Source organism: Mycobacterium sp. 141 (genome assembly GCF_000382405.1).
In the GTDB taxonomy this organism is placed as follows: Bacteria; Actinomycetota; Actinomycetes; order Mycobacteriales; family Mycobacteriaceae; genus Mycobacterium.
The window spans coordinates 50759-71358 of sequence record NZ_KB908257.1 but is presented as its reverse complement, the minus strand read 5'-3'; the positions used below and the strand labels follow the sequence as shown (position 1 = coordinate 71358).

At 68.1% G+C, this 20600-nt stretch carries 18 protein-coding genes; 6 read left to right on the top strand and 12 right to left on the bottom strand.

The window, feature by feature from the left end; genetic code table 11:
- Positions 1–32 precede the first annotated feature (32 nt).
- Positions 33–812, top strand: a complete 780-nt coding sequence (locus H276_RS0105475) for an IclR family transcriptional regulator (protein ID WP_019970299.1) — start codon at positions 33–35, stop codon at positions 810–812.
- Positions 813–831: 19 nt separating this feature from the next.
- Here the strand turns inward: H276_RS0105475 and H276_RS0105470 are convergent, their stop codons facing one another.
- From H276_RS0105470 to H276_RS0105420, 10 genes are all read right to left on the bottom strand, one after another.
- On the bottom strand, positions 832–2265 hold the full coding sequence (locus tag H276_RS0105470) for an L-serine ammonia-lyase, iron-sulfur-dependent, subunit alpha (RefSeq protein WP_019970298.1): 1434 nt from the start codon (positions 2263–2265) through the stop codon (positions 832–834).
- A gap of 17 nt (positions 2266–2282) precedes the next feature.
- Positions 2283–2939, bottom strand: a complete 657-nt coding sequence (locus tag H276_RS0105465) for a GntR family transcriptional regulator (RefSeq protein WP_231376610.1) — start codon at positions 2937–2939, stop codon at positions 2283–2285.
- 40 nt (positions 2940–2979) lie between these two features.
- The gene (locus tag H276_RS0105460) at positions 2980–4473 is read right to left on the bottom strand and encodes an FAD-dependent oxidoreductase (RefSeq protein ID WP_019970296.1); all 1494 of its coding nucleotides are present in this window, start codon (positions 4471–4473) and stop codon (positions 2980–2982) included.
- Positions 4466–4759, bottom strand: a complete 294-nt coding sequence (locus H276_RS0105455; RefSeq protein WP_019970295.1) for a (2Fe-2S)-binding protein — start codon at positions 4757–4759, stop codon at positions 4466–4468. The genes H276_RS0105460 and H276_RS0105455 overlap by 8 nt, the downstream gene beginning before the upstream one ends.
- On the bottom strand, positions 4752–5912 hold the full coding sequence (locus H276_RS0105450) for an FAD-binding oxidoreductase (protein WP_019970294.1): 1161 nt from the start codon (positions 5910–5912) through the stop codon (positions 4752–4754). The genes H276_RS0105455 and H276_RS0105450 overlap by 8 nt, the downstream gene beginning before the upstream one ends.
- A complete protein-coding gene (locus tag H276_RS0105445; RefSeq protein WP_019970293.1) occupies positions 5909–6910 on the bottom strand; it encodes a proline racemase family protein in 1002 nt (333 codons plus the stop codon). Before H276_RS0105445 ends, H276_RS0105450 begins: the two co-directional genes overlap by 4 nt.
- Positions 6907–8367, bottom strand: a complete 1461-nt coding sequence (locus H276_RS0105440; RefSeq protein ID WP_019970292.1) for an aldehyde dehydrogenase (NADP(+)) — start codon at positions 8365–8367, stop codon at positions 6907–6909. The genes H276_RS0105445 and H276_RS0105440 overlap by 4 nt, the downstream gene beginning before the upstream one ends.
- A gap of 35 nt (positions 8368–8402) precedes the next feature.
- Positions 8403–9365, bottom strand: a complete 963-nt coding sequence (locus H276_RS22625; RefSeq protein ID WP_019970291.1) for an ornithine cyclodeaminase family protein — start codon at positions 9363–9365, stop codon at positions 8403–8405.
- Between the two features lie 3 nt (positions 9366–9368).
- Positions 9369–10268 carry a dihydrodipicolinate synthase family protein gene (locus tag H276_RS0105425; protein WP_019970290.1) on the bottom strand — a complete coding sequence of 300 codons (900 nt, stop codon included), beginning with the start codon at positions 10266–10268 and terminating at the stop codon, positions 9369–9371.
- Positions 10269–10524: 256 nt separating this feature from the next.
- Positions 10525–12114, bottom strand: coding sequence for an FCD domain-containing protein (locus H276_RS0105420; RefSeq protein ID WP_019970289.1), 1590 nt, complete (start codon positions 12112–12114; stop codon positions 10525–10527).
- 132 nt (positions 12115–12246) lie between these two features.
- On the opposite strand from H276_RS0105420, the gene H276_RS0105415 reads away from it, so the two are divergent.
- The 3 genes from H276_RS0105415 (at position 12247) to H276_RS0105405 (ending at position 17053) form a co-directional block, all read left to right on the top strand.
- On the top strand, positions 12247–14298 hold the full coding sequence (locus tag H276_RS0105415) for an NADH:flavin oxidoreductase (RefSeq protein WP_019970288.1): 2052 nt from the start codon (positions 12247–12249) through the stop codon (positions 14296–14298).
- A 49-nt stretch (positions 14299–14347) separates the two neighbouring features.
- A complete protein-coding gene (locus tag H276_RS0105410; protein ID WP_026356623.1) occupies positions 14348–15736 on the top strand; it encodes an MFS transporter in 1389 nt (462 codons plus the stop codon).
- Positions 15737–15832: 96 nt separating this feature from the next.
- The gene (locus tag H276_RS0105405) at positions 15833–17053 is read left to right on the top strand and encodes an FAD-dependent oxidoreductase (RefSeq protein ID WP_036460676.1); all 1221 of its coding nucleotides are present in this window, start codon (positions 15833–15835) and stop codon (positions 17051–17053) included.
- A gap of 12 nt (positions 17054–17065) precedes the next feature.
- Here the strand turns inward: H276_RS0105405 and H276_RS0105400 are convergent, their stop codons facing one another.
- Together H276_RS0105400 and H276_RS0105395 are read right to left on the bottom strand one after the other, a co-directional pair.
- Positions 17066–18223: a PrsW family intramembrane metalloprotease gene (locus H276_RS0105400; RefSeq protein ID WP_026356622.1), complete on the bottom strand. Its 1158-nt coding sequence runs from the start codon at positions 18221–18223 to the stop codon at positions 17066–17068.
- Positions 18220–18852 carry a hypothetical protein gene (locus H276_RS0105395; RefSeq protein WP_019970284.1) on the bottom strand — a complete coding sequence of 211 codons (633 nt, stop codon included), beginning with the start codon at positions 18850–18852 and terminating at the stop codon, positions 18220–18222. Before H276_RS0105395 ends, H276_RS0105400 begins: the two co-directional genes overlap by 4 nt.
- A gap of 152 nt (positions 18853–19004) precedes the next feature.
- Between H276_RS0105395 and H276_RS0105390 the strand changes: the two genes are divergently transcribed.
- Both H276_RS0105390 and H276_RS0105385 read left to right on the top strand, forming a co-directional pair.
- Positions 19005–19769: a cutinase family protein gene (locus tag H276_RS0105390; protein ID WP_019970283.1), complete on the top strand. Its 765-nt coding sequence runs from the start codon at positions 19005–19007 to the stop codon at positions 19767–19769.
- A gap of 55 nt (positions 19770–19824) precedes the next feature.
- Complete coding sequence (locus tag H276_RS0105385; protein WP_026356621.1) at positions 19825–20529, top strand: FadR/GntR family transcriptional regulator; 705 nt, start codon at positions 19825–19827, stop codon at positions 20527–20529.
- The last annotated feature ends 71 nt before the right edge of the window (positions 20530–20600 follow it).

The window sequence follows — 20600 nt, the reverse complement described above, 5'->3', positions numbered from 1 at the left end:
ACCGCCCCTCCCCACTTCGTAGGATGCGATCCATGACTAGCCCCGATGGCGGCCGCAGCGGCGTCGTGCAGTCGGTTGATCGCGCAATCTCGATCCTCGAGGTCATTGCCCGCACGCGATCGATCGGCGTGACGGCAATCGCGACCGAACTCGGACTGAGCAAGACCACCGTGTCCCGACTCCTCGCGACTCTCGAAGGCCGCGGCCTTGTCGAACAGAACGAAACACGCGGCGAGTACACGCTCGGCTACACCGCCTGGATGCTCTCGAGCAGCCCCAAACGCAGGCCTGACCTCGTCGCGACGTGCCGCCCGTTCGCTGTCGACCTCGCTCGCCGAATCGGCGAGACCGTCAATATCGCCGTGCTGGACAACGGCGAGGTGATGACCGTCGACCAGATCGCCGGCGACTCGGCCATCGGCAGCATCGACTGGGTCGGCCGCCGCACGCCGATCCACGCCACCGCCGCGGGCAAGATCCTCCTCGCCTGCCTGCCTGCAGAGCAACGCGCCAACTTGGTGCCAGATCCCCTGCCTCGCTTCACTGAGCACACCATCACCGAACGCGCTCGCCTCGACCACGAACTCGATGAGGCCACAGCCACCGGCGTCGCATACACCTACGAAGAGAACGAGATCGGCGAAGTCGCAGTCGGCGCGCCGATCCGAGACTTCGACGGTCAGGCCTTTGCTTCGGTGACCCTCGCCGGACCGGCGTTCCGCGTCACCGATCGGTTGCCGGCGATAAGTCGCGAGGTTGCGAAGACGGCCGCCGAGATCTCCTGGCGATTCGGCTGGCAGAAGTCGAGCTGAGGCGAATCCGCGATCAGTTTCAGCCGAGCAGTGCCCGCACGGACGGCGATGGGAGCGGCACGGACTTGGACGCCCCCACGGGGTACGCCGTCGCGCAGCCCGCTCGCCCGGTGCATCGGAGGTCGGGGTGCATTCGCCTCCCGACATCGACCGTCGCCTGCACGAGACCATCGAAAGGGAGGACGGCGTCGAACCCGGCCAGGATCGCCATCGCTGCCGAATACGCATGCGAGACACCGGCAATGTTGCGGGCATGACACGGAATCTCCACCGCCCCGCCCACTGGATCGCAGACCAGGCCGAGGGTGTTCATGAGACACATCGCGGCGGCTTGGAAGCTCTGATCGGCGTCGCCGCCCATTGCCCGGCAAATCCCGCCCGCGGCCATCGCCGCCGACGCACCCGTCTCGACCGAGCAGCCGCCCATCTCCGCCGCGAACGTCCCCTGGGCCGCGAACACCCCGCCGACCAGAGCCATCACCTGCAGGCTGTCGACGAGAACCGAGCGGCCGACGCCGGCCCGGGCCAGGGCGTACAGCGTGCCCGGCACCACGCCGGCGCTGCCGGCCGTGGGCGCGGCGACGACGATCCCGCGGTTCGAGTTCTGCTCCATGACCGCCAGCGCCGCGGACATGGCGTTGTGCAGGAACGACGGGCTCAGATTCGCGGGCAACGAGGCACCGCTGACCCGGCCCGCGGAGGGACCGAGGAATGCCATGCCGTCGTCGTCCGGGTCGGCCAGCAGCCCCGCGTGAACGCTGGCCAGCATCACCGCGAGCCGGTCAGCAAAGTACTGCCGCACCTGTGCAGCAGGCAGTCCGAGGCGCCGGCCCTCCAGTTCCAGGGCCAGTTCGGCGAGATCGGTGCCCGGTGAGATCAGCGTTGCAGCCGAGGTGATCAGCGTTTCCGTCGACACCACCGGCAACTGGACGGGCTCGGCGATGCGGACTCGGCCCCCGTCGTCGATCACGACGCGGTCGGCGCCGGTGATGTTGATCGGGGCTCTGTTCACGCAGTCGACGACGAACATGCCACCACCGGTAGACACCGCCCGGAAGCGATCGGTACGTACCGCACCGTCCGTCTGACGCACCCGCGTTTCGATCACCGTCCGGTTCGGGTGATCGTTGTCCTCCAGCGGTTCGATGTCGAAGACAACCTCGATCGTCGAACCTGGTCCGCAATTGCCCAGTGCCGCACGATAATCCGGATCGTGGAGTCCCACTCCGAGGAACCCCGCCGCAAAGCCCTCATCACTGCCTTGCTGCGCGTAGACCGCGGCGAACGATCCCGACGGATCGAAGACGACGCGGGCGCGTTCGAGTCGCTCGCCCGGCCCGGCCGCCAACTGCCGGATCGTCGTGGCAATGAAGTAGGGCGCGGCCGAGTGCGAACTGGACGGCCCGCGCATGACGGGACCGATCACGGAGTTCAGCAGGCTGAGGTCCTGCATGGCACCTCGCTTTCGGGTCAGCGGGTCGCCCAGCGGCCGCGCGTCTGGCTGATGTGCTCCCGCATCAAACGGTCGACGAGAGCGGGGTCGCGGGCTTCCAGAGCGTCGACGATCGCGTGGTGTTCGCGCGCCGAGTCGGCCAGCAAACCGAGTTCCACGAGGGTGGCCAGGCCGTAGAGGCGAGTATTTGCGCGCAGGTCGGAGATGATCGTCGTCGCGCGGCTGTTGCCGCTGTAGCTGAGAATCTTCAGATGGAAGGCGCGGTCGGCCTCGGTGTACGAGACCAGATCGCCCGCGGCGGCGCAGGACACGATGTCATCGGCCAGTGCCCGCAGTTCGGCGAAGTCCTCCGTCGGGATCAGCTCGGCGGCCTGGGCGGTGAGCGCCGGCTCGATCAGCATGCGCAGCTCGGTGATGTCATCAAGGTCGGCGTCGTCGAGCACGGTGACGCGGTAGCCCTTGTTCGGCACCGTCTCGACCAGGTTCTCCCGAACCAAGTCGAGCATGGCCTCCCGGACCGGGGTGGCCGAGACGCCGAAGCGCTCGCCGAGCGCGGGGGCCGAATACACCTCGTCCGCCACGAGTTCGCCGGAGATGATCGCTGCGCGCAGCGCCCGGGTCACCTGCTCGCGCAAGCTCATCTTGTCGAACTGCCGCAGGTTGGTGATGTTCACCCGGACCTCCTCCCGCATGCTCGTCACGACTGTGCCCGATTCACGACTGTGCCCGATCGTATTCGTCGGCCAGCTCGCCCAGCGTGATCGGCGCGGCGATGGTGCGCTTGGCGGTCGGGGCAAGGTCGGCGACGTCGGGCACCCCGGAGGGGGCGGTCAGGCAGGCGGTGGCGAAACCGCACACCCTGCCCTGGCACCAGCCCATTCCCGGTCGGGCGACCAGCTTTGCGGTGCGCGCGTCGTCGGCACCCAGTTCGTCGCGCGCGCGGGACAGCTCTTGATAGCTGACTTCTTCGCAGCGGCAAACGGTGGTGTCGGGCTGCAGCCAGTCCGCCCAGCGCGCCGGCACCGGATGCGCCTGATGCATCGCGCTCGCAAAACGACGCCCCCGGCTGATCACTCCCGCGAGCTTGGTGCGCCGCCGCGTCGGTGACGCCATCGCTCCCAGGTCCTGGGCTGCCGTCAACCCGGCCAGTTCACCTTCGGCCAGCGCGAGAACCGCACCACCGACGCCGGTCGCTTCGCCCGCGATGTAGATGCCGGGCGTGGTGGAGCGCTGCGCGTCGTCGACCACGGCAACCAAGGAGCCGTCGACGTCGATCCGGGTCTGTGCGCCGGTCGCGGTGACCAGCTCGAGCGACGGGGTGAAACCCCAGCCGAAGGCGACCAGATCCGCCTCGTGGTGCTGCTGGGTCTCGGGTCGAATGCGTCCGTCACGATCGAGGCGCGCGGTGGTGACGCCGGTGACGCAATCGGTGCCCTCGATCGCGGTGACGACGGTGCCGGTGCGGTAGCGAATCCGGTGTCGCGCCATCGCATACGCGTATTCGACGCCCTCGATCGCCTTGCTCGGGACCGATGCGGCGGCGATCGGCTGTCGCCCCCAGCCGCGGACGAGTCGGCTTGCCTCGCACACCGCCACCACCTGTGCCCCCGCCTCCGCGAGACCGGTGGCGACCGGAAGCAGGAACGGGCCGGTGCCCGCAACCACCGCCTTCTTCCCGGCCACGCTGCGGTTGGCCTTCAGAAGCGCCTGCACACCACCGGCCGCCATGACTCCGGGGAGTTCCCAGCCGGGCACCGGTAGCTGACGGTCGTAGCCGCCGGGGCACAGGATGAGTGTGCGTGCGTCGATCCGTTTGGTTTCCGGCGGCGGGCCGGTGGGCGCGGTGAGGTGCAGCGTGTAGCGCGGTTCGCCTCCGGCGTCCTCGATGGGTTCGAGGAACCACACCTGACGCGAGAAGTGGAGCACGATCCGGCCGGGCGCTGCGGCCACCGAGGTGTGCTCGTGCAGCCGCGCGCGCAGATCGGTGAAACGCCGCCACAGGTGCTGCCCGCGGCTTTCGTCCGGAGCGTCGAATCGTTCGTCGGGGTGGCGCCAGAACTGCCCACCGGGTTGCGCAGCCGCATCCACCAGCGCCACCGACAAGCCCGACTCGGCCGCGGCCACCGCGGCCGCCAGCCCCGCCGGCCCGGCTCCGACAATTGCGACGTCGTACGGTGCCGGCCGCCCCTGGCCCGCTGAATCAGCCACGTGCGTCCACCCCCGTGACTCCGCCGCTCCCGCACGCCAGTCCGTCACGCACCGTGACCAGGCAGGCGCGTTGATTCGGGCGTCCGTCAATGGTCAACAGGCAGTCGAAGCACACCCCGATCCCGCAGAACAGCCCGCGGGGGCGATGGTCGAAACGTGTGGCGCGCCAGCTCTTGATACCGGCATCGGTGAGCGCCCCGCCGACCGTTTGTCCGGCGCGCGCGGGAATCGCCTCGCCGTCGAAGGTGAAAAGCACCTCGGTGCTCTCGGGCTGGTTCTCAGGCAACCGACACCTCCTGCAAGCTGGGTCGATCTACCGCGAACGGCGTCAGGGCCATATCCGTCACCTGCCCGGTCATTGCCTGCACCAGAAGTTTTGCGGTTCCCACCGACAGGCCGATGCCGGCGCCCTCATGCCCGGCCGCATGCCACAAGCCGGGCGCGCGCGGATCGGCACCGATCACCGGCAGGTGATCCAGGCAGTACGGGCGGAAGCCGAGGTAGGAGCGCATGACCGAAACGTCGCGCAAACTGGGATAGAGCCGCAGCGCCTTGGCCGCGATCTCGCGGATGGCAGCAAGCGAGGGCGCCGAGTCAAAGCCGACCCGCTCACGCGAGGAGCCGATCAGCACGGTGCCGCCGCGCGTTCCCTCGATCACCGTCGAGGTCTGCAGGCCGCTGTCCGAGCTCTGCGTGCTCGCAACGTATTCCCCGGCGTACACCTTGTGGAAGACCGTCGGCGGTAGCGGCTCGGTGACCAGCACGAAACCGCGGCGCGGAAGCACCGGCATGGAGATGCCCAGCAGCGCCGCCACGTCACCCGACCAGGCACCCGCGGCATTGACAACCATCCCAGCGGAAATGTTCCCGGCGCTGGTGCGCACTCCGGTGACCCGTCCCGCGTCGGTGACAAATCCGGTGACGGTGGTGTCGGTGTACACCACCGCGCCGCCCGCACGCGCCATCCGCAGCAGATGCGCCGCGAGCAGCACCGGCTGCACTTGGCAGTCCTGCGGGTAGTACGCGGCCCCGGCGATGTCTCGCGTGAGGTGCGGTTCCAGCGCGGGCACCTCGTCGGGTGGCACGTCATCGACGTGAACTCCGGCCGCACGCTGGCGTTCCATCAGTTCCACCAGGCCGTCGTATCCGGCGGCGGTGGAGGCCACCACCAACCCGCCCTTGAAGTCGAACTCCCAGAGGTCGGCGTATTCGGCGAGTTCTCCTGCCCACACATCGTGCGAGTAGAGCGCGAGGTCGAGTTCGGGCCCGGCTTCCTTGTCCGAGACCAGCAGGTTGCCTTCACACGCGCTGCTGCTGCCGGAGACGATGCTCCCCCGCTCGACCACGGCGACCGTCAGGCCGGCACGCGTGGCATACCAGGCCGTCGCCGAGCCGACAGCCCCGGCGCCGATGACGACGACGTCACAGGAGGAGATCACAGTTCGAATCCGATGGGGAACGGATCGTCGGGGTCGATCATGTACTGCGCTGTGCCGGTGATCCAGGCGCGTCCGGTGATGGTGGGAATCACCGCCTCGATGCCGCCGACGGTGGTGGTGTCCACCAGGCGCCCGGTGAACTGGCTGCCGATGAACGATTCGTTGAGGAAGTCGGTGTGCAGCGGCAACTCACCGCGGGCGTGCAGTTGCGCCATCCGCGCACTGGTCCCGGTGCCGCACGGCGAACGGTCGAACCAGCCCGGGTGGATCGCCATCGCGTGCCGCGAATGCTGCGCGGTCGAGCCGGGCGCCTTGAGGTACACGTGGTGGCAGCCGGTGATGTCCGGGCGCTCCGGGTGCACCGGGCGGTTCTGCTCATTGATGGCGTCCATGATCGCCAGGCCGGCGTCCAGCAGCTGCTGCTTGGCCTTGCGGTCAAAGGGCAACCCCAGGTCCTCGAGTTCGACTATGGCGTAGAAATTGCCGCCGAAGGCGATGTCGTAGCGCACCTGGCCGAATCCGGGCACCTGCACGGTTTGATCCAGGCGAAAGCTGAACGACGGCACATTACGAATGGTGACGGACTTGGCCTGCCCGCCGGAGACGGCGACCTCGGCGATGACCAAGCCCGCCGGGGTGTCCAGCCGCAGGGTGGTGATCGGCTCGGTGACCGCGACCATGCCGGTTTCCACCAGCACCGTGGCGGTGCCGATGGTGCCGTGACCGCACATCGGTAGCAGCCCCGAGACCTCGATGAAGAGGACGCCGAAGTCGGCGTCCGGGCGCGTCGGCGGCTGCAGAATCGAGCCGCTCATCGACGCGTGCCCGCGCGGCTCACGCATGAGCAGCTTGCGCAGATCGTCGTTGTTCTCCATGAACCATCGACGCCGCTCCGCCATGGTGTCGCCCGGGAAGACGGGCACTCCGCCGACGATCACGCGGGTGGGCATGCCTTCGGTGTGTGAGTCGACCGCGTGATAGACGTGGGTGGTCCTCACCGGTTGTCTCCGATCTCCAGAACGCCGTCGACGCGGCGGGGCGCGGGCACGGTTTGGTCGTCGCGGAGTTCACCGGGCAGCAACCCCTGCGGGAAACCCTGCCACGCGACCGGCCGGACGAAACGGTTCAGCGCCGCGGTGCCCACCGAGGTGGTGCCGGAGGCGGTGCTCGCCGGGTAGGGGCCGCCGTGCTGCTGCGCGTAGGTCACCGAGACGCCGGTCGGCCACTGGTTCCACAGGATGCGTCCGGCCTTACGGGTCAGGATGTTCGCGAGCGGGCCGACGATCGCGTCGTCCTCCTCGGCGGCCAGCGTGGCGGTCAGTTGACCGTCCAGCGCCCGCGCAACGTTGAGCAGGTCGTCGTCGCTGGTGTAGGTCACCACCATGGCAGTAGGTCCGAAGCACTCGACGAAGATCTCGTCGAACTTCTCCAGCAGGGTGGCCGCGTCAGTGGCCAGCAGGGTGGCCGCGGGCGGGTCGACCTCTCCCCCGCCGCCGGCGAGCAACTCCACGTCGTCGCGGGCTTGCAGACCCTCGCGGGTTTCGTGGTGCCCGGCCGCGATGCCGGTGTTGAGCAGCTTGTGGCCGTCGGGCAGCGGGGCCGCGCCGAGCAGTTCGGTCAGCCCCGAGTCGGCCGGGACCATCAGCAGGCCAGGCTTGGTGCAGAACTGGCCCTGGCCCATCGTGAACGAGCCGACGAAGCCGTCGACGATCTGCTGGCCGCGCTTGGCGGCAGCGGCCGCGGTGACGAAGACCGGGTTGACGCTGCCGAGTTCGCCGTAGAACGGGATCGGCTCGGGGCGCGACTGGGCCAGGTCGAACAGGGCACGACCGCCGGGGATGCCACCGGTGAAGGCGCCCGCCTTGACGTCCGGGTGGCTCAGCGCGGCGCGGCCCTCGTCCTGGGTGTGGATGACGCTGAACAGGCCATCCGGTGCACCCGCTTCCCTGAGCGCGCTGATGACGATTGCGGCGGTCGCGTCGGAAAGTCTCGGGTGGCCGCGGTGCGCCTTGTAGATCACCGGGCAACCGGCCGCCAGAGCTGCGGCGGTGTCGCCGCCCGCGACGCTGAACGCGAACGGGAAGTTCGAGGCGCCCCACACGACGACCGGGCCGAGCGGCACCGAGGTACGACGAAGATCCGGGCGGGCAGCGCCCATCGGCCAGTCGGCATCGGCGTGGTCGACGCGGACATCGAGGTGCTCTCCCGCGGCGGCGACGTCGGCCAGGATGCGCAGCTGAAAGGTGGTGCGCTTGAGCTCGCCGCGCAGCCGCGCCTCGGCCAGGTTGGTCTCGGCCTGCGCGATCGGGACCAGGTGGTCGGCGTCGGCGTCCAGCGCATCGGCCACGGCGTACAAGATCTTGGCGCGCTCCGCCGCATCCGTCGCGGCCCAGGTGTCACCGGCCGCGACGGCCGCGGCCACCAGTTCGTCGACGTGTGGGGAAGTTTCAGTCATGTCCGGCTCCTTGGCGTGGGCTTGGCGTTGGTCTATCAGGTTCGGGTGTGCGACTTGCGGTACTTCTCGTAGATGGCGGCGGCGACCACGAGGTCTTCCCATGCCATCCCCACCCCGGAAAAGACGGCAGGAACGCCGGCGCGGCGGCGCAGCCGTCCGGTCACGAGGTCGGCCAGGTTGGCAATCGGATGGTCGGCCCACTCCGCCGCGGTGCGGGCTGCAAGCAGGTTTCCGGCTTCGCGCATTGCCGAAGCCCGGCCCTCCACCACGACATCGGCGCGACGGATGAGTTCGGGGGGAAGCTCGGCGTTCTGCGGACCGTGTGCGCCCATCGCGGCGACCACCGTGTCGGGCGCGATGAGAGCGTCGTCCAACACCGGGGTCGAGGAGCTGGTGGCGGTCAGCACCACCGCCGCGGAGGGCACGTCGTCGGCGGTACCCGACCGCACCCGCAGCCCGGCCGCGCTGCCTTGCTCGACCAGGCGTGCCACCGCTTCCTGCCGCCGTCCGATCACGGCGGCGTCGATCGGACCGACGACGTTGTCGAGCACTTCCATGTGCCGCAAGGCCTGCGGGCCGGTGCCGTAGACGACGACTTTCAGTGGTCCTTCCGGGCGTCGTGACCCCAGCCGGAGCAACTCACGGATCGCGAGAATGCTCACCGCGGGGGTCCGGAGCAGGGTGAGCTCCGGACCGTCCATCAGTACGCGGGGAGTGAGGTCGTCGCTCCCCACCAAGACGTACACACCCTGGATCTTGGGCTTGCCGCGGCGCGGGTTCTCCGGCGCCACGGTGATCACTTTGACGCCGCAGTATTCGGTCCCGCAGCCCGGCATGAGTAGGAACTCACCGCCGGGCGCGGGAGAAAACAGTCGTGGGGCGTCGGATTCAGGGTCGACGACGCCGGACTTCAAAGCGTCGTAAAGAAAATCGACCGCTTCCGCCTCGCTTGCGAGAGCTTTCAACTCGTCCGCAGGGAGAAAGTCCGGCGTGGCCATGACTCAGTTGTAGCCGCAGGAGACTGCGTACTCGGTCGCCTTGGTCACCCGCGCTGCCATCTCGGGCGAGAGCGGGGTGCGCGGCGGACGGCAGATTCCACCCTTGCGTCCGACCATGTCCATCGACAGCTTGATGGCCTGGACGAACTCGGTCTTGGAGTCCCAGCGCAGCAGCGGGTGCAGATCGCGGTAGAGCTTCAGGCCCTCTGCCAGGTCGGCGACATTGCCGGAGGTGGCGAGGTCGTAGAGCTTCCTGCAGGCGTTCGGGAAGGCGTTGGTGTAGCCGGAGACCCAACCGACCGCACCGGCCAGGCCGACCTCGAGCAAGACATCGTCGGTGCCGACCAGCACGTCGAGGTCGGGCGCGAGCTCCTTGATCTCGTAGATTCGGCGGACGTCACCGGTGAACTCCTTGACGCCCTTGATGTAGCCCAGGCCGTGCAGTTCGGCGAGCAGATCGGGCTTCATGTCGATCTTGGTGTCCAGCGGGTTGTTGTAGGCGACGATCGGCAGCCCGACGGCGGCGACGCGGCGGTAGTGGTCGATGACGGCCTCGCGCTCAGCGCGGTAGGTGTTCGGCGGCAGCAGCATGATGGACTGCGCGCCCGCCTCGGCGGCCTGCTCGGCAGCGCGGACGGACTCGAGCGCGCCGTAGGCGCCGCAGCCGGCCATCACGCGGAAGCCCGCGGGGGCGACCTCGGTGGCGACGGAGACGACCTTGTAGCGCTCCTCCGGGGTCAGCGTCTGGTACTCGCCCAGCGAGCCGTTCGGGGTGACGCCGTCCATGCCGTTCGCGGCGAGCCAGGTCACCTCATCGGCCCAGGCGTCCCAGTCGATGGAGAGGTCGTCGTTGAGGGGAAGGGCGGTTGCGACGTGAATTCCGCGCCAGGGCTTGTCGGTCATCGAGCTGGTCTCCTCGGGTATCTAGCGGCTCTGCGTTGATCACTATGTGACATTTCACATGACTTGAACTGGCTTTTATCGATCAACACAGAGGACGGTATCAGTGCCATTGCACTGTCACAAGAGTTTTCGGTTTTGTTCTTCGAGGCTGGTTTCTTGAGTCAGAATTGCGTGGAGAGGAACCCGCTACTTCACTGTCGCCGTGCCTGGCTGCCGCGCTGTGGCAGCATTCGGCCATGAGCACGACGGGAGCCGCTTACATCTGCGGGTGCTCGACGTTGAGCTGGCCGAGCATGTACCGCACGCAGTTGTCCACCTTGGTCCGCCAGGCCTCCACGGCCCGCGCCGGGTCCTGGCTCCGGATCTCGTCGATGATCCGCTGATCGTCGGCGATGATCTCCGCGGTCGGATACCGGTAGTCCAGCCCCAGGATCGCGATGAACAGCCGGACCTGCGCGGTGAGCTGCACGAACATCCAGCTGATCCGCGGCATTCCGGCGGCCAGTGCCAGCTGGTCCTGCAGATCCATGTCCAGGGCGTATGTCTCGGCGTCGAGATGGTGCTTGGCGCATACCGAGATCCGGGCCAGCGTGGTGTCCACATAGGCCGGCGGCGAGATCCGCTGCGCGGCCATGGTCCGCACCAGCACCGTGCCCAGCACTCCGCGCGCCGTGTACGTCTCGATCACGTCGCGCGGAGTGGGGGTGGGTAGCCGCAGGTGACCCGCCCGGCGGTCGAGGATCGCCTGTTCGGCCAGGTAGTTCAGCACCTCGGTGGTGCGCGGGCGGGACAGTCCCGAGAGTCCAGAGATCAGACGCACCGAGATCGCCTCGCCGGTGCTCAGCCCGCAGTCGGCGATCGCCGAGCACAGCGCGGCCACGGTATCCGAGATGTCCTGGACCGAGGCCTGTGCGGCCGGCACCGGCTCGGGCGGCGGTGCGGTGCGGGGCAGGCTCCGGCTCCAGGTGAACGTCCATGGGCGGTCGGCGCCCGTCATGGCGGCCGCGTCGCGGATCCGGTCCTGCAGCGCCCGTAGCTCCCGCAGCTGGGTGGGTGCGATGCGCGCGGCGAGCCGGTGCAGCTGTGCCGGCCATTCGGGCCCGGGGCGGGCGAGCGCCGTCACCGTCGGATGCCGGGTGAGCCAGCGCCGGGCAGGTGAATCCAATGGCACATCCACCACGAGCGTCACCGGCGCCTCGGGGAGCCATTCGCGTTCGGCGCGCCGGAGCAGGGCCAGTGTGTCGCCGTCGGGTGAACTCGCGGTAGGCGGACGACGCAGCAACGCGGCGCACAGCACTGTCTCGACGGCCTCGGTCAGGGTCGCCAGCGGTGCCGCGCCCGTCGACTCGCCCGCCTCGCGTTCGAAGCCGAGTGCGCAACCTGCGGCGCCGACGTCGACATAGCTCAGGATCAGCGTCTTCTCGCCCACATCGAGGTCAGTTGCGGGAGGGAAGTGCTGGCGGCGGATCCGGCTCACCGTCGCCTGACTGACCCCGGTCGCCTCGGCCACGGAGCGGGTGGTCCACCGGTCACGACCGTCCGGCGGCGCGGTGAGCGAACAACCGAGCACCGCGCGCACCATCTCCTCGGTCACCGTCGGACGACCCTGCGGCGAGGTTACGGCCAGCAGCGCCTCCACCCCGCCGTGCCGGTAGGTGCGCCACCACCGACTCACCGAAGTGGTGCTGACCGATGCGCGCCGCGCGGCCTCGGCGACGCCCATCTCAGCGCAGTCGAGCACCACCCTGGCCCGCACCCCCTGACCATGGGAAACCTGGCGTGATCGGGTGATTCGCAGCAATTCCGCCCGGTCTTCTACGGGAAGGCGATTCGCGTCGTCCGCCATGTTGGAACCGCAACTTTCCGGTGAATCAATCTGGATTGGATCCCTCACACAGACTAGTCCGAGGTGATTTGTATCACGCATCGTACTTCCAAGTGGTTCCGCGAGTACCGCGGCGAAGGGAGTCCGAAATATATGAGTGACCCGCTGTTCACTCCGTTCACGCTGAAGAATCTGGTGCTCCGCAACCGGATCGTGAGCACGTCGCACGAACCGGCCTACAGCGAGGACGGCCTTCCGAAAGACCGCTACCGGGTCTACCACCGGGAGAAGGCCCGCGGCGGCGTGGCGCTGACCATGATCGGCGGCAGCGCACTGGTCAGTCCCGACTCGATGCCGCCGTTCGGCAACCTGCAGCTGTGGCGCGACGAGGCCGTACCCCTGCTGCGGGCGCTCGCCGACGACGTGCACGAGCAGGGCGCCGCGGTGATGACCCAGCTCACCCACATGGGCCACCGCACCGACAACTACACGCACGACTGGATTCCGGCGCTGTCGGCGTCAGGCACCCGGGAGCCGGCACACCGGGCGTTCTCCCGCATCGCCGACATCCGCGACCTGGAGCGCATCGCCCGTGATTTCGCCGACACCGCGGCCCGGTGCAAGGCGGGTGGCATGGATGGCGTGGAGATTTCCGCATACTCAGGTCACCTGCTCGACAGCTTCCTCTCGCCCCGACACAACCACCGCACCGACGAGTACGGCGGCTCACTGGAAAACCGGATGCGGTTCCCGCTGCAGGTCATCAACGCGGTGCGCGAAGCGGTCGGCGACGACTACATCGTCGGCGTGCGCATGTCATTCGACGAATTGCTCCCCGACAACTCCGGCATGGTCCCAGAGGACGCCGTGCGGATCGCGATCGCGATGCAGGACGCCGGAGTCGACTTCTTCAGCGTCAACCGCGGCAACGCCGACACTGACTGGGAACTGGCCAAGGTGATTCCACCGATGTTCACCCCGGCCAACCCGCACCTGGAATTCGTCGGCTGGGTCAAGAAGCAGCTGGCGGTCCCGGTCATGCACTCCGCCCGGATCGCGGACGTCGCCACGGCTCGCTACGCGATCAGCGAGGGACTGCTCGACATGGTCGGCATGGTCCGCGCGCTGATAGCCGACCCGGACCTGCCCAACAAGACACAGGCGGGCCACGCCGATCGGATCCGGCCCTGCGTCGGGGCGAGCGTGTGCATCGACGGCATCTACACCCACGGCTCCGCGATGTGCATTCACAACCCGGCCACCGGACGGGAGACCCAACTGCCGCAGCGTGTCACCCCGGCCCCGGCCAGCCAGCACAAGCGGTGCGTGGTGATCGGCGGCGGTCCCGCCGGGCTGGAGGCGGCGCGCGTGCTCGCCGAGCGCGGCCATTCCGTGACCGTGTACGAGGCGGGCGACCGCTTCGGCGGGCAGGTGGCGCTGGCCGCGGTCTCCGAGCGCCGGCGCGATCTGATCGGCATCGTCGATTGGCGGTACGACGAGTGCAAGCGGCTCGGCGTCGAACTCAAGCGCAACCACTACGTCGACCCGTCGGAGCTCGAGTCCTTCACCGAGTCCGTGGACGTGGTCATCCTGGCCACCGGCGGCCTCCCGAACCCCGACCTCGGTATTCCCGGCGCTGAGCTGGCCGTCGACACCTGGGACATCATCTCGGGGGCTCGCAAGGTGGGAGGCGACGTACTGGTGTACGACGATCTCGGCGGCCACCAGGCGATGGACGCGGTGGAGGCGCTGATCCGTACCGCCGGCACCGTCGCATACGTCACTCCGGAGCGAAGCGTCGCCGTCGACGTCGGGGCATCCCCGGCCGGCCAGTACTTCGCGCTGTTCGCCGATCACGATGTGACCACCGGCGTGCTGCATCGGCTGGTGTCGATCGAGAAGCACGAGGGTCGGCTGCTGGCCCGGCTGCAGGTCGAGGGTGCCAAGGCGGCCCTCGAACGGATCGTCGACGCCGTCGTGGTCGAACACGGCACCCAGCCCGACAACGACCTCTACGACGCGCTGCTGCCGGGATCAGTCAATCTCGGCCAGATCGCGATCCGAGAACTACTGGCCCGCTCGCCGCAGCCAACGACGGCGAACCCCGACGGCCGATACGCCCTGTACCGAGTCGGTGACGCCGTCGCCAGCCGCAACATCCACGCGGCGATCCTCGATTCCTACCGCCTCTGCCTGGCCATCTGAGCATCCACCACAAACCCTCACCAGCCCACCCACAAGAGGAGTACAGCCCATGTCTTCGCTAGAGAGCACCGCCGGCAAAGGTGCCGCAAGTGCATCCGTCAGCACGTCAGACTTCAGACGCCGGTTCCTGTTCCGGCTCACCGCAGTATTGGTCGGCGGGATGTTCCTCGACGGCTACATCCTGGGGATCATCGGCCCCGTCACCGGCCTGATCCAAGACGACCTGCAGGTCAACGACCTGTTGATCGGTCTGATCGCGGCAGGCACGCTGTTCGGCATCTTCGTCGGCGCCCCCGTCGGTGGCTGGATGACCGACAAATTCGGTCGCAAACCCATGTTCCTGCTCGACATGGGCCTGTTCGTGCTCGCCTCCTTCCTGCAGTTCTTCGTCGCGCTCGGCCAGTTCTTCATCACCTCGGCGATCCAGCTGCTGATCATCCGTTTTCTGATGGGCATCGCGATCGGCGGCGAATACTCGATCGGAATGCCGCTGATGACCGAGTTCTCGCCGGCCCGGCTGCGCGGCCGCCTGCTCGGCGCCGCCCTGGTGGCCTGGTACGTCGGCTTCATGGTCGCGTTCATCGTGGCGCACGCACTGATGGACGCGGGGGTGAACTGGCGGATCATCATCGGCTCCAGCACCGTGATCGCGGCGGGCTTGTTCCTGGCCCGGCTGGGCCTTCCCGAATCGCCACGCTGGCTGATCCTGAAGGGTAGACGCGAAGAAGCACTGGCTATCGCGAACAAGTACATGGATGTGTTGGAAGCCGCCTCCGTGACCCGCGAGAGCGAGGGATGCGACCAGAAGCCCGCCGCCAGCGGCAATTTCCGCATGCTGTTCAACCGGGACAACTGGCGGGCCACCCTGTTCACCTCTGGCTTCTGGTTCTGCGCAGTGACCCCGTACTTCGCCATTGCCACGTTCGCCGACAAGGTACTCAAGCAGTACGGCATGGGCGAGGGCCTGGCGAGCGGTGTCGGGTTGTCGGCACTGGCCTGCCTCGGTGTCATCGGCACGGCGCTGCTACTCGACAAGCTCGGCCGCCGCGTGCTGTCGGTCCCCACGCAGTGGTTGTGTGCCGTGCTGTTGGCCGTGATCGCGTTGTGGGTCGGCGCACCCGCGATCGCGGTGCTGACGATGTTCCTGGCGTTCTCGTTCTTCAACGCCGGCTACACCACGCTGACCCAGGTGTACCCGGGCGAAGTGTTCCCGACCGAAGTCCGTGGAATCGGCACCGGATTCGCCGCCGCGTTCAGCCGGATCGGAGCGGGTATGGGCACGTTCCTGCTGCCCTGGTCCATCGCTCACCTCGGGATGTCGGTCAGCATGCTGGTCGCGGCCGCGGTCGCCTTTGTGGGAGCCGGCCTGTCCCAGTGGCTCGCCCCGGAAACCAAGGGCAAGAGCCTGTCCGAGACCGCGTCGACGTACGCGCACTGATTCACCGTCGCCGCTCTCTCCCAACTATGCCCAACGCGTCGCTGCTCGACGGTTTCACCCTCGCCGTAGCGGTCATTTTCATGGTTGGGTGAGACGGTGACCGACAACACGACATGCGCCATCGTGGGTGGCGGCCCGGCCGGAATGATGCTCGGCCTGATCCTGGCCCGCTGCGGTGTGGACGTGACAGTCCTGGAGAAGCACGCCGACTTCCTGCGGGACTTCCGCGGGGATACCGTGCACCCCAGCACCATGCGCTTGCTGGACGAACTGGGCCTATTGGAGACGTTCGACCGAATCCCCTACAGCAAAGTCGACAAGGGAGACTTCACTGTCGACGGAAAACCCATCACCCTGGTCGACTTCCGGCGGCTGCGGCAACCACACCCCTTCGTCGCCATGGTGCCGCAGTGGGATTTCCTCGACCTGATCGCCGACGCCGGTAAGTCCGAGCCCCATTTCACGCTGCGCATGCAGACCGAGGTCACCGGACTGCTGCACGACGGGGATCGCGTCGCCGGTGTCCGCTATGAGAGCCCGGGCGGGTCAGGTGAGCTGCGCGCGGACCTCACCGTCGGTTGTGACGGACGCTGGTCGGTCGTCCGCCGGGAATCCGGCCTGGCGGTGCGCGATTACCCGGTGCCCTTCGACGTGTGGTGGCTGCGGGTGCCCCGCGCCGACGACGGCGGCTATTCGCTCATCCCGCGCACCGCGCCCGGCAAGGCGCTGATCATGATCCCGCGCCTGGGCTACTTCCAGATCGCCTACCTGATCCCGAAAGGCAGCGACGCCAGCCTGCGGGCCCGCGGCCTGGACCGGTTCAAGAGCGAACTCGCTCAGCTGATCCCCGCGTCCGACCTCGATTCGCTCAACTCCTGGGACGACGTCAAGTTCCTCGATGTCCGGCTCAACCGGTTGCACACCTGGCATCGCGACGGCCTGCTGTGCATCGGCGACGCGGCACACGCCATGTCCCCCGCGGGCGGCGTCGGCATCAACGTCGCGATCCAGGACGCCGCGGCGGCGGCCCGCTTGCTGTACCAACCGCTGCGCGAACACCGCATCGCCGAGTCGGACCTGGCCGCGGTCCAGCGGCAACGCACCCTGCCCACCATCGTCACGCAGGGGTTCCAACGGCTCGTGCACCGGCAGGTGCTGGCACCCGCCATGGCCGGCGGGGAGATCACCCCGGCGAAGGCGCTCCAGCAGCTACTGCACTGGCTACCCAGACTGTCGACCGTGCCCGGTTACATCATCGGCACGGGAGTGCGCCCCGAACACGTCCCCGCTGCCGCCCGGCGGCATCAGGGAGCGTGAGGGCCTCAACGCTCACCACCGGGACGGTTCACCGCTGCGGATCCGGCCGATCTCCGAGCGAGCGAACTGCACGGCCGGGGTCTCGGCACCGCGGGACCGGGCCAGTTCCTGGGCCAGGTCACCGCCGGCCTGCAGGATCTGGCGGGCTTTGCGCCGAGCTGCCCTGGGCCGCAAGGATTTCCGGTACCGCCGTCGGGTTCTTCGGTTGCCGGCAATAGCGTCGAGCTCGACCTCGGCGAGCACGCCCGACGCCACCTCTGGAACCAGCACGCTGCGCAGCAGGGCGCGTTCCTGGGGCACGGTGAGCACGTACACCCGAAAGAAGATGATCAGCGTCACCAACAGGACGCCCGCCCAGAGCCCGACGAGCAGCAGCCCGCGGCCGCCCACCAAGGCCCCGGCCGAGTCCCAGAGCCCGTGCAGCACCGGCGCCGTCACCATGAGCAACAGCCCGCGGCCGGCCCGACGCGGTTCGGCCGGGCGGCCCAGCAGATAGATGAGCCCGGCGCAGAAGATCGCCGTGTAGGCGAAGTGGCCGCCGACCCCGGTCAGCATGCGCAGCACCATGACGAGCGCCATGCCCTGCTCGTTGCGCAACGCGTACAGCATGTCTTCGAGCAACTGGAAACCGAGGCCGATGACCAATCCGATGATGAATCCGTCGAATGCGGTCCGGACGATGCGGGGCGCCAGCACGATGATCAAGACCAGCCCGGCACCCTTGGCGAGCTCCTCGGTGATGGGCGCCGACAGCCCGGCCGCCCAGTCCAATGACCAGCGCTGGCCGAACTGTTTGGCATAGATGTCTCCGATCGCGGTGTTGGCGACGGCGGCCATCGCCCAGGTTGCGGCGAAGGCACCCCACACCAGCGCAGTGATCAGCAGCTTGACCGGTAGATCGGTGTACCGGTCGGCCCGCTGTGCCAACCACCAGATGACGGCACCGTAGATCGCGAACACAGCGGCTGCGGTCAGCACCGAGTACGAGTGGAAGTGCCCCACCGAATCGACGAACTGGCCGAGCCCGACGAGGACCAGCAGCACATACACCCAGAAGGCAAGGTTGCGCGGCTGGATGAACACGAAGCGACGCCCCCACCCCGAGGCGTCGATCGCCGATACCCGCGCGGCGACAAGGGCATCCATCTGGGTTCTGTCCGGCGCGGTCATCGGCCTGCCTGCCCGTCACGCCGGATGCTGTTGATCATCCGGTTGGCTGTGTCGCGGTCACTGCTGGTGGCCAACAGCGGTTCGATCGCGACGGCTTTTACCGCGAACCCGTCGATGACGAACGCAGCCAACACCTTGTGCGCCGTCGCATCCGTGACGTCGACGGTCCGGCCCTGCACGCCCTGATCGGTGGTCAGCGGAGCCCGGGGGCCCGTCGTCGCGTCAGCGCTGTCGGGCTCGGTCCGCCGCACGCGCTCCTCGAGCTGGTTCAGCGCGGCGTCGGCGTCACCGCTGAACGCCACCACCCCGACGGACAGCGACGCGTCGCCGTTGACCACAGTTGCGGTGGTCGGGTAGCCGCCCGCCGGTTCGTTGCCGCGACGCACGCCGTCGGTGATGCCCCAGCCCGGCTCGGGCACGAACGTGACACCGTCGGCCAATTCCATGACGTCGCCGGGCGCCACCTGTTCGGTGTAGGCGAACGACGAATTCACCGCCGGCGCAACCACAGTCATCACAATCGCAAGGCAGAGGACAGCCAGGGCGGGAAGAATGGTCCGGCGGTCGAGGCCGCACCAGCGCCGATCGGCAGGCACCCACCGTGCGTCGGGCTCGTAAACGGGCTCCATGTGCGCAGATTACCGGCCTCCTTCCGCACCGGGCGGTATCCACTTTCTCACGTGGCGCAGATCACTTGACATCCGCGGAATCGCGGCTCAAGTAACCCACTTGTAGCAGTTAGTTGCCACTCCGACACCGAAGCCGTGGCAAACGGAACGAGATGGGAGTGGCATCCGTGATCACCAGATTGGCGCGATCCACGATGTACACAGTGCTCGCCTTGGCGGCGATCATCGTCGGCTCGCTGGCGGGCCCGATCGCCTCGGCCGGCGCCGCCGACGACGAGTGTGCCAACGTCGAAGTCGTATTTGCTCGCGGGACGTTCGAGGCACCCGGCGTCGGCGTGACCGGGCAGGCGTTCGTCGATGCACTCACCGCCCGGCTGCCCGGCAAGTCCGTCGACGTGTACGCGGTGAACTACCCGGCATCACTGGACTTCGGACAGGCCGTCGACGGTATCGCCGACGCCAGCAACAAGATTCAGTCGATTGCGGCGAGCTGCCCGGCAACCCGGATCGTGCTCGGCGGCTACTCGCAGGGCGCCGCGGTGGCGGCCTACACCACATCGGCTTCCGTTCCAGCCGGTCTCGCCCTGCCGGCGAGCATCTCCGGCCCGATGCCGCCCGCGGTCGCCCCACACGTCGCCGCCGTCGCACTGTTCGGCACGCCGGACAGCTGGTTCCTGAACCTCGCCGATCACGACGCACCTCCAATCGCCATCGGCCCGCTGTATTCCGCCAAGACCATTCAGTTGTGCGCGACGGGCGACCCGGTGTGCGATCCCGGCGGTATGAACCGGTCGGCCCACAGCTCCTACAAGGACAACGGGATGGCCATCCAGGCAGCCGATTTCGCAGCACGCCAGTTGGGTGCCTCGGCTCCGGCGGCAACGGTGGTGCAGACCTCGGGTGACGCCGGAAACTGATCGGGCTCCCGTCCCGGCGTTGACAGCCGTGATCGCCGACAGGCACGCTGGCTTCATGAATCTGCCCGACAGCTGGACAGATCGTCCCGCCGTCGTCGTGCGCCGCAACGCCGCGGAGACGGTGTTCGACGATCTGTGCTCGGCCATCGAGAACGGCGACTTGCCGCTCGGCGTGAAACTGCCGCCCGAGGCCGCTCTCGCGGAGCGCTACGGCGTCAGCCGCTCGGTCATCCGGGAGGCGCTGCGGTCCTGCCAGACACTCGGGCTCACCGAGACGCGGACCGGTTCGGGCACCACCGTGATCTCGACCCACGCCGCCGCACCGCGCAATGGCCGGTTCTCCGCCCGCGACCTCGTGGAGGCCAGGCCCTATATCGAGGTACCGGCCGCCGGGTGGGCGGCACGTCGCCGCACCGAAGCCGAATTGACCAGGTTGACAGCGATTGTCGAGGCGATGAGCGCCGAGACAGATCCGGCCTGCTGGGTCAAGATGGACACCGATTTTCACCTCTGCATCGCCCGCGCATCAGGCAACGAGGTGTTCTCCACCGTGGTCGGCGCGATCCGTGGCGCCTTGTCGACCCAGTCCCGGTTGCTCAACGCCGGCATTCACGAACGGCGCACGGCGTCCGACCGCGAACACCGCAAGATCCTCGCCGCCATCACCGCAGGGGATTTCGCCGACGCTTCCGAGCGCATGCGTCAGCACCTCGACCGCGTGGAGGACGCCATGAACAAACTGACGCCCATGACGCCCTGAGACCCTGCACCGAAGTTCACGTCCTTGACGGAAAAACGTGACCGGTGTCACACTCGTTCAATCAGGCTGTC

Coding starts and splice junctions, on each gene's coding strand:
- H276_RS0105475 (WP_019970299.1), top strand. CDS start 33: ATGACTAGCCCCGATGGCGGCCGCAGCGGCGTCGTGCAGTCGGTTGAT.
- H276_RS0105470 (WP_019970298.1), bottom strand. CDS start 2,265: ATGCAGGACCTCAGCCTGCTGAACTCCGTGATCGGTCCCGTCATGCGC.
- H276_RS0105440 (WP_019970292.1), bottom strand. CDS start 8,367: ATGACTGAAACTTCCCCACACGTCGACGAACTGGTGGCCGCGGCCGTC.
- H276_RS22625 (WP_019970291.1), bottom strand. CDS start 9,365: ATGGCCACGCCGGACTTTCTCCCTGCGGACGAGTTGAAAGCTCTCGCA.
- H276_RS0105425 (WP_019970290.1), bottom strand. CDS start 10,268: ATGACCGACAAGCCCTGGCGCGGAATTCACGTCGCAACCGCCCTTCCC.
- H276_RS0105420 (WP_019970289.1), bottom strand. CDS start 12,114: ATGGCGGACGACGCGAATCGCCTTCCCGTAGAAGACCGGGCGGAATTG.
- H276_RS0105415 (WP_019970288.1), top strand. CDS start 12,247: ATGAGTGACCCGCTGTTCACTCCGTTCACGCTGAAGAATCTGGTGCTC.
- H276_RS0105410 (WP_026356623.1), top strand. CDS start 14,348: ATGTCTTCGCTAGAGAGCACCGCCGGCAAAGGTGCCGCAAGTGCATCC.
- H276_RS0105400 (WP_026356622.1), bottom strand. CDS start 18,223: ATGACCGCGCCGGACAGAACCCAGATGGATGCCCTTGTCGCCGCGCGG.
- H276_RS0105395 (WP_019970284.1), bottom strand. CDS start 18,852: ATGGAGCCCGTTTACGAGCCCGACGCACGGTGGGTGCCTGCCGATCGG.
- H276_RS0105390 (WP_019970283.1), top strand. CDS start 19,005: ATGGGAGTGGCATCCGTGATCACCAGATTGGCGCGATCCACGATGTAC.
- H276_RS0105385 (WP_026356621.1), top strand. CDS start 19,825: ATGAATCTGCCCGACAGCTGGACAGATCGTCCCGCCGTCGTCGTGCGC.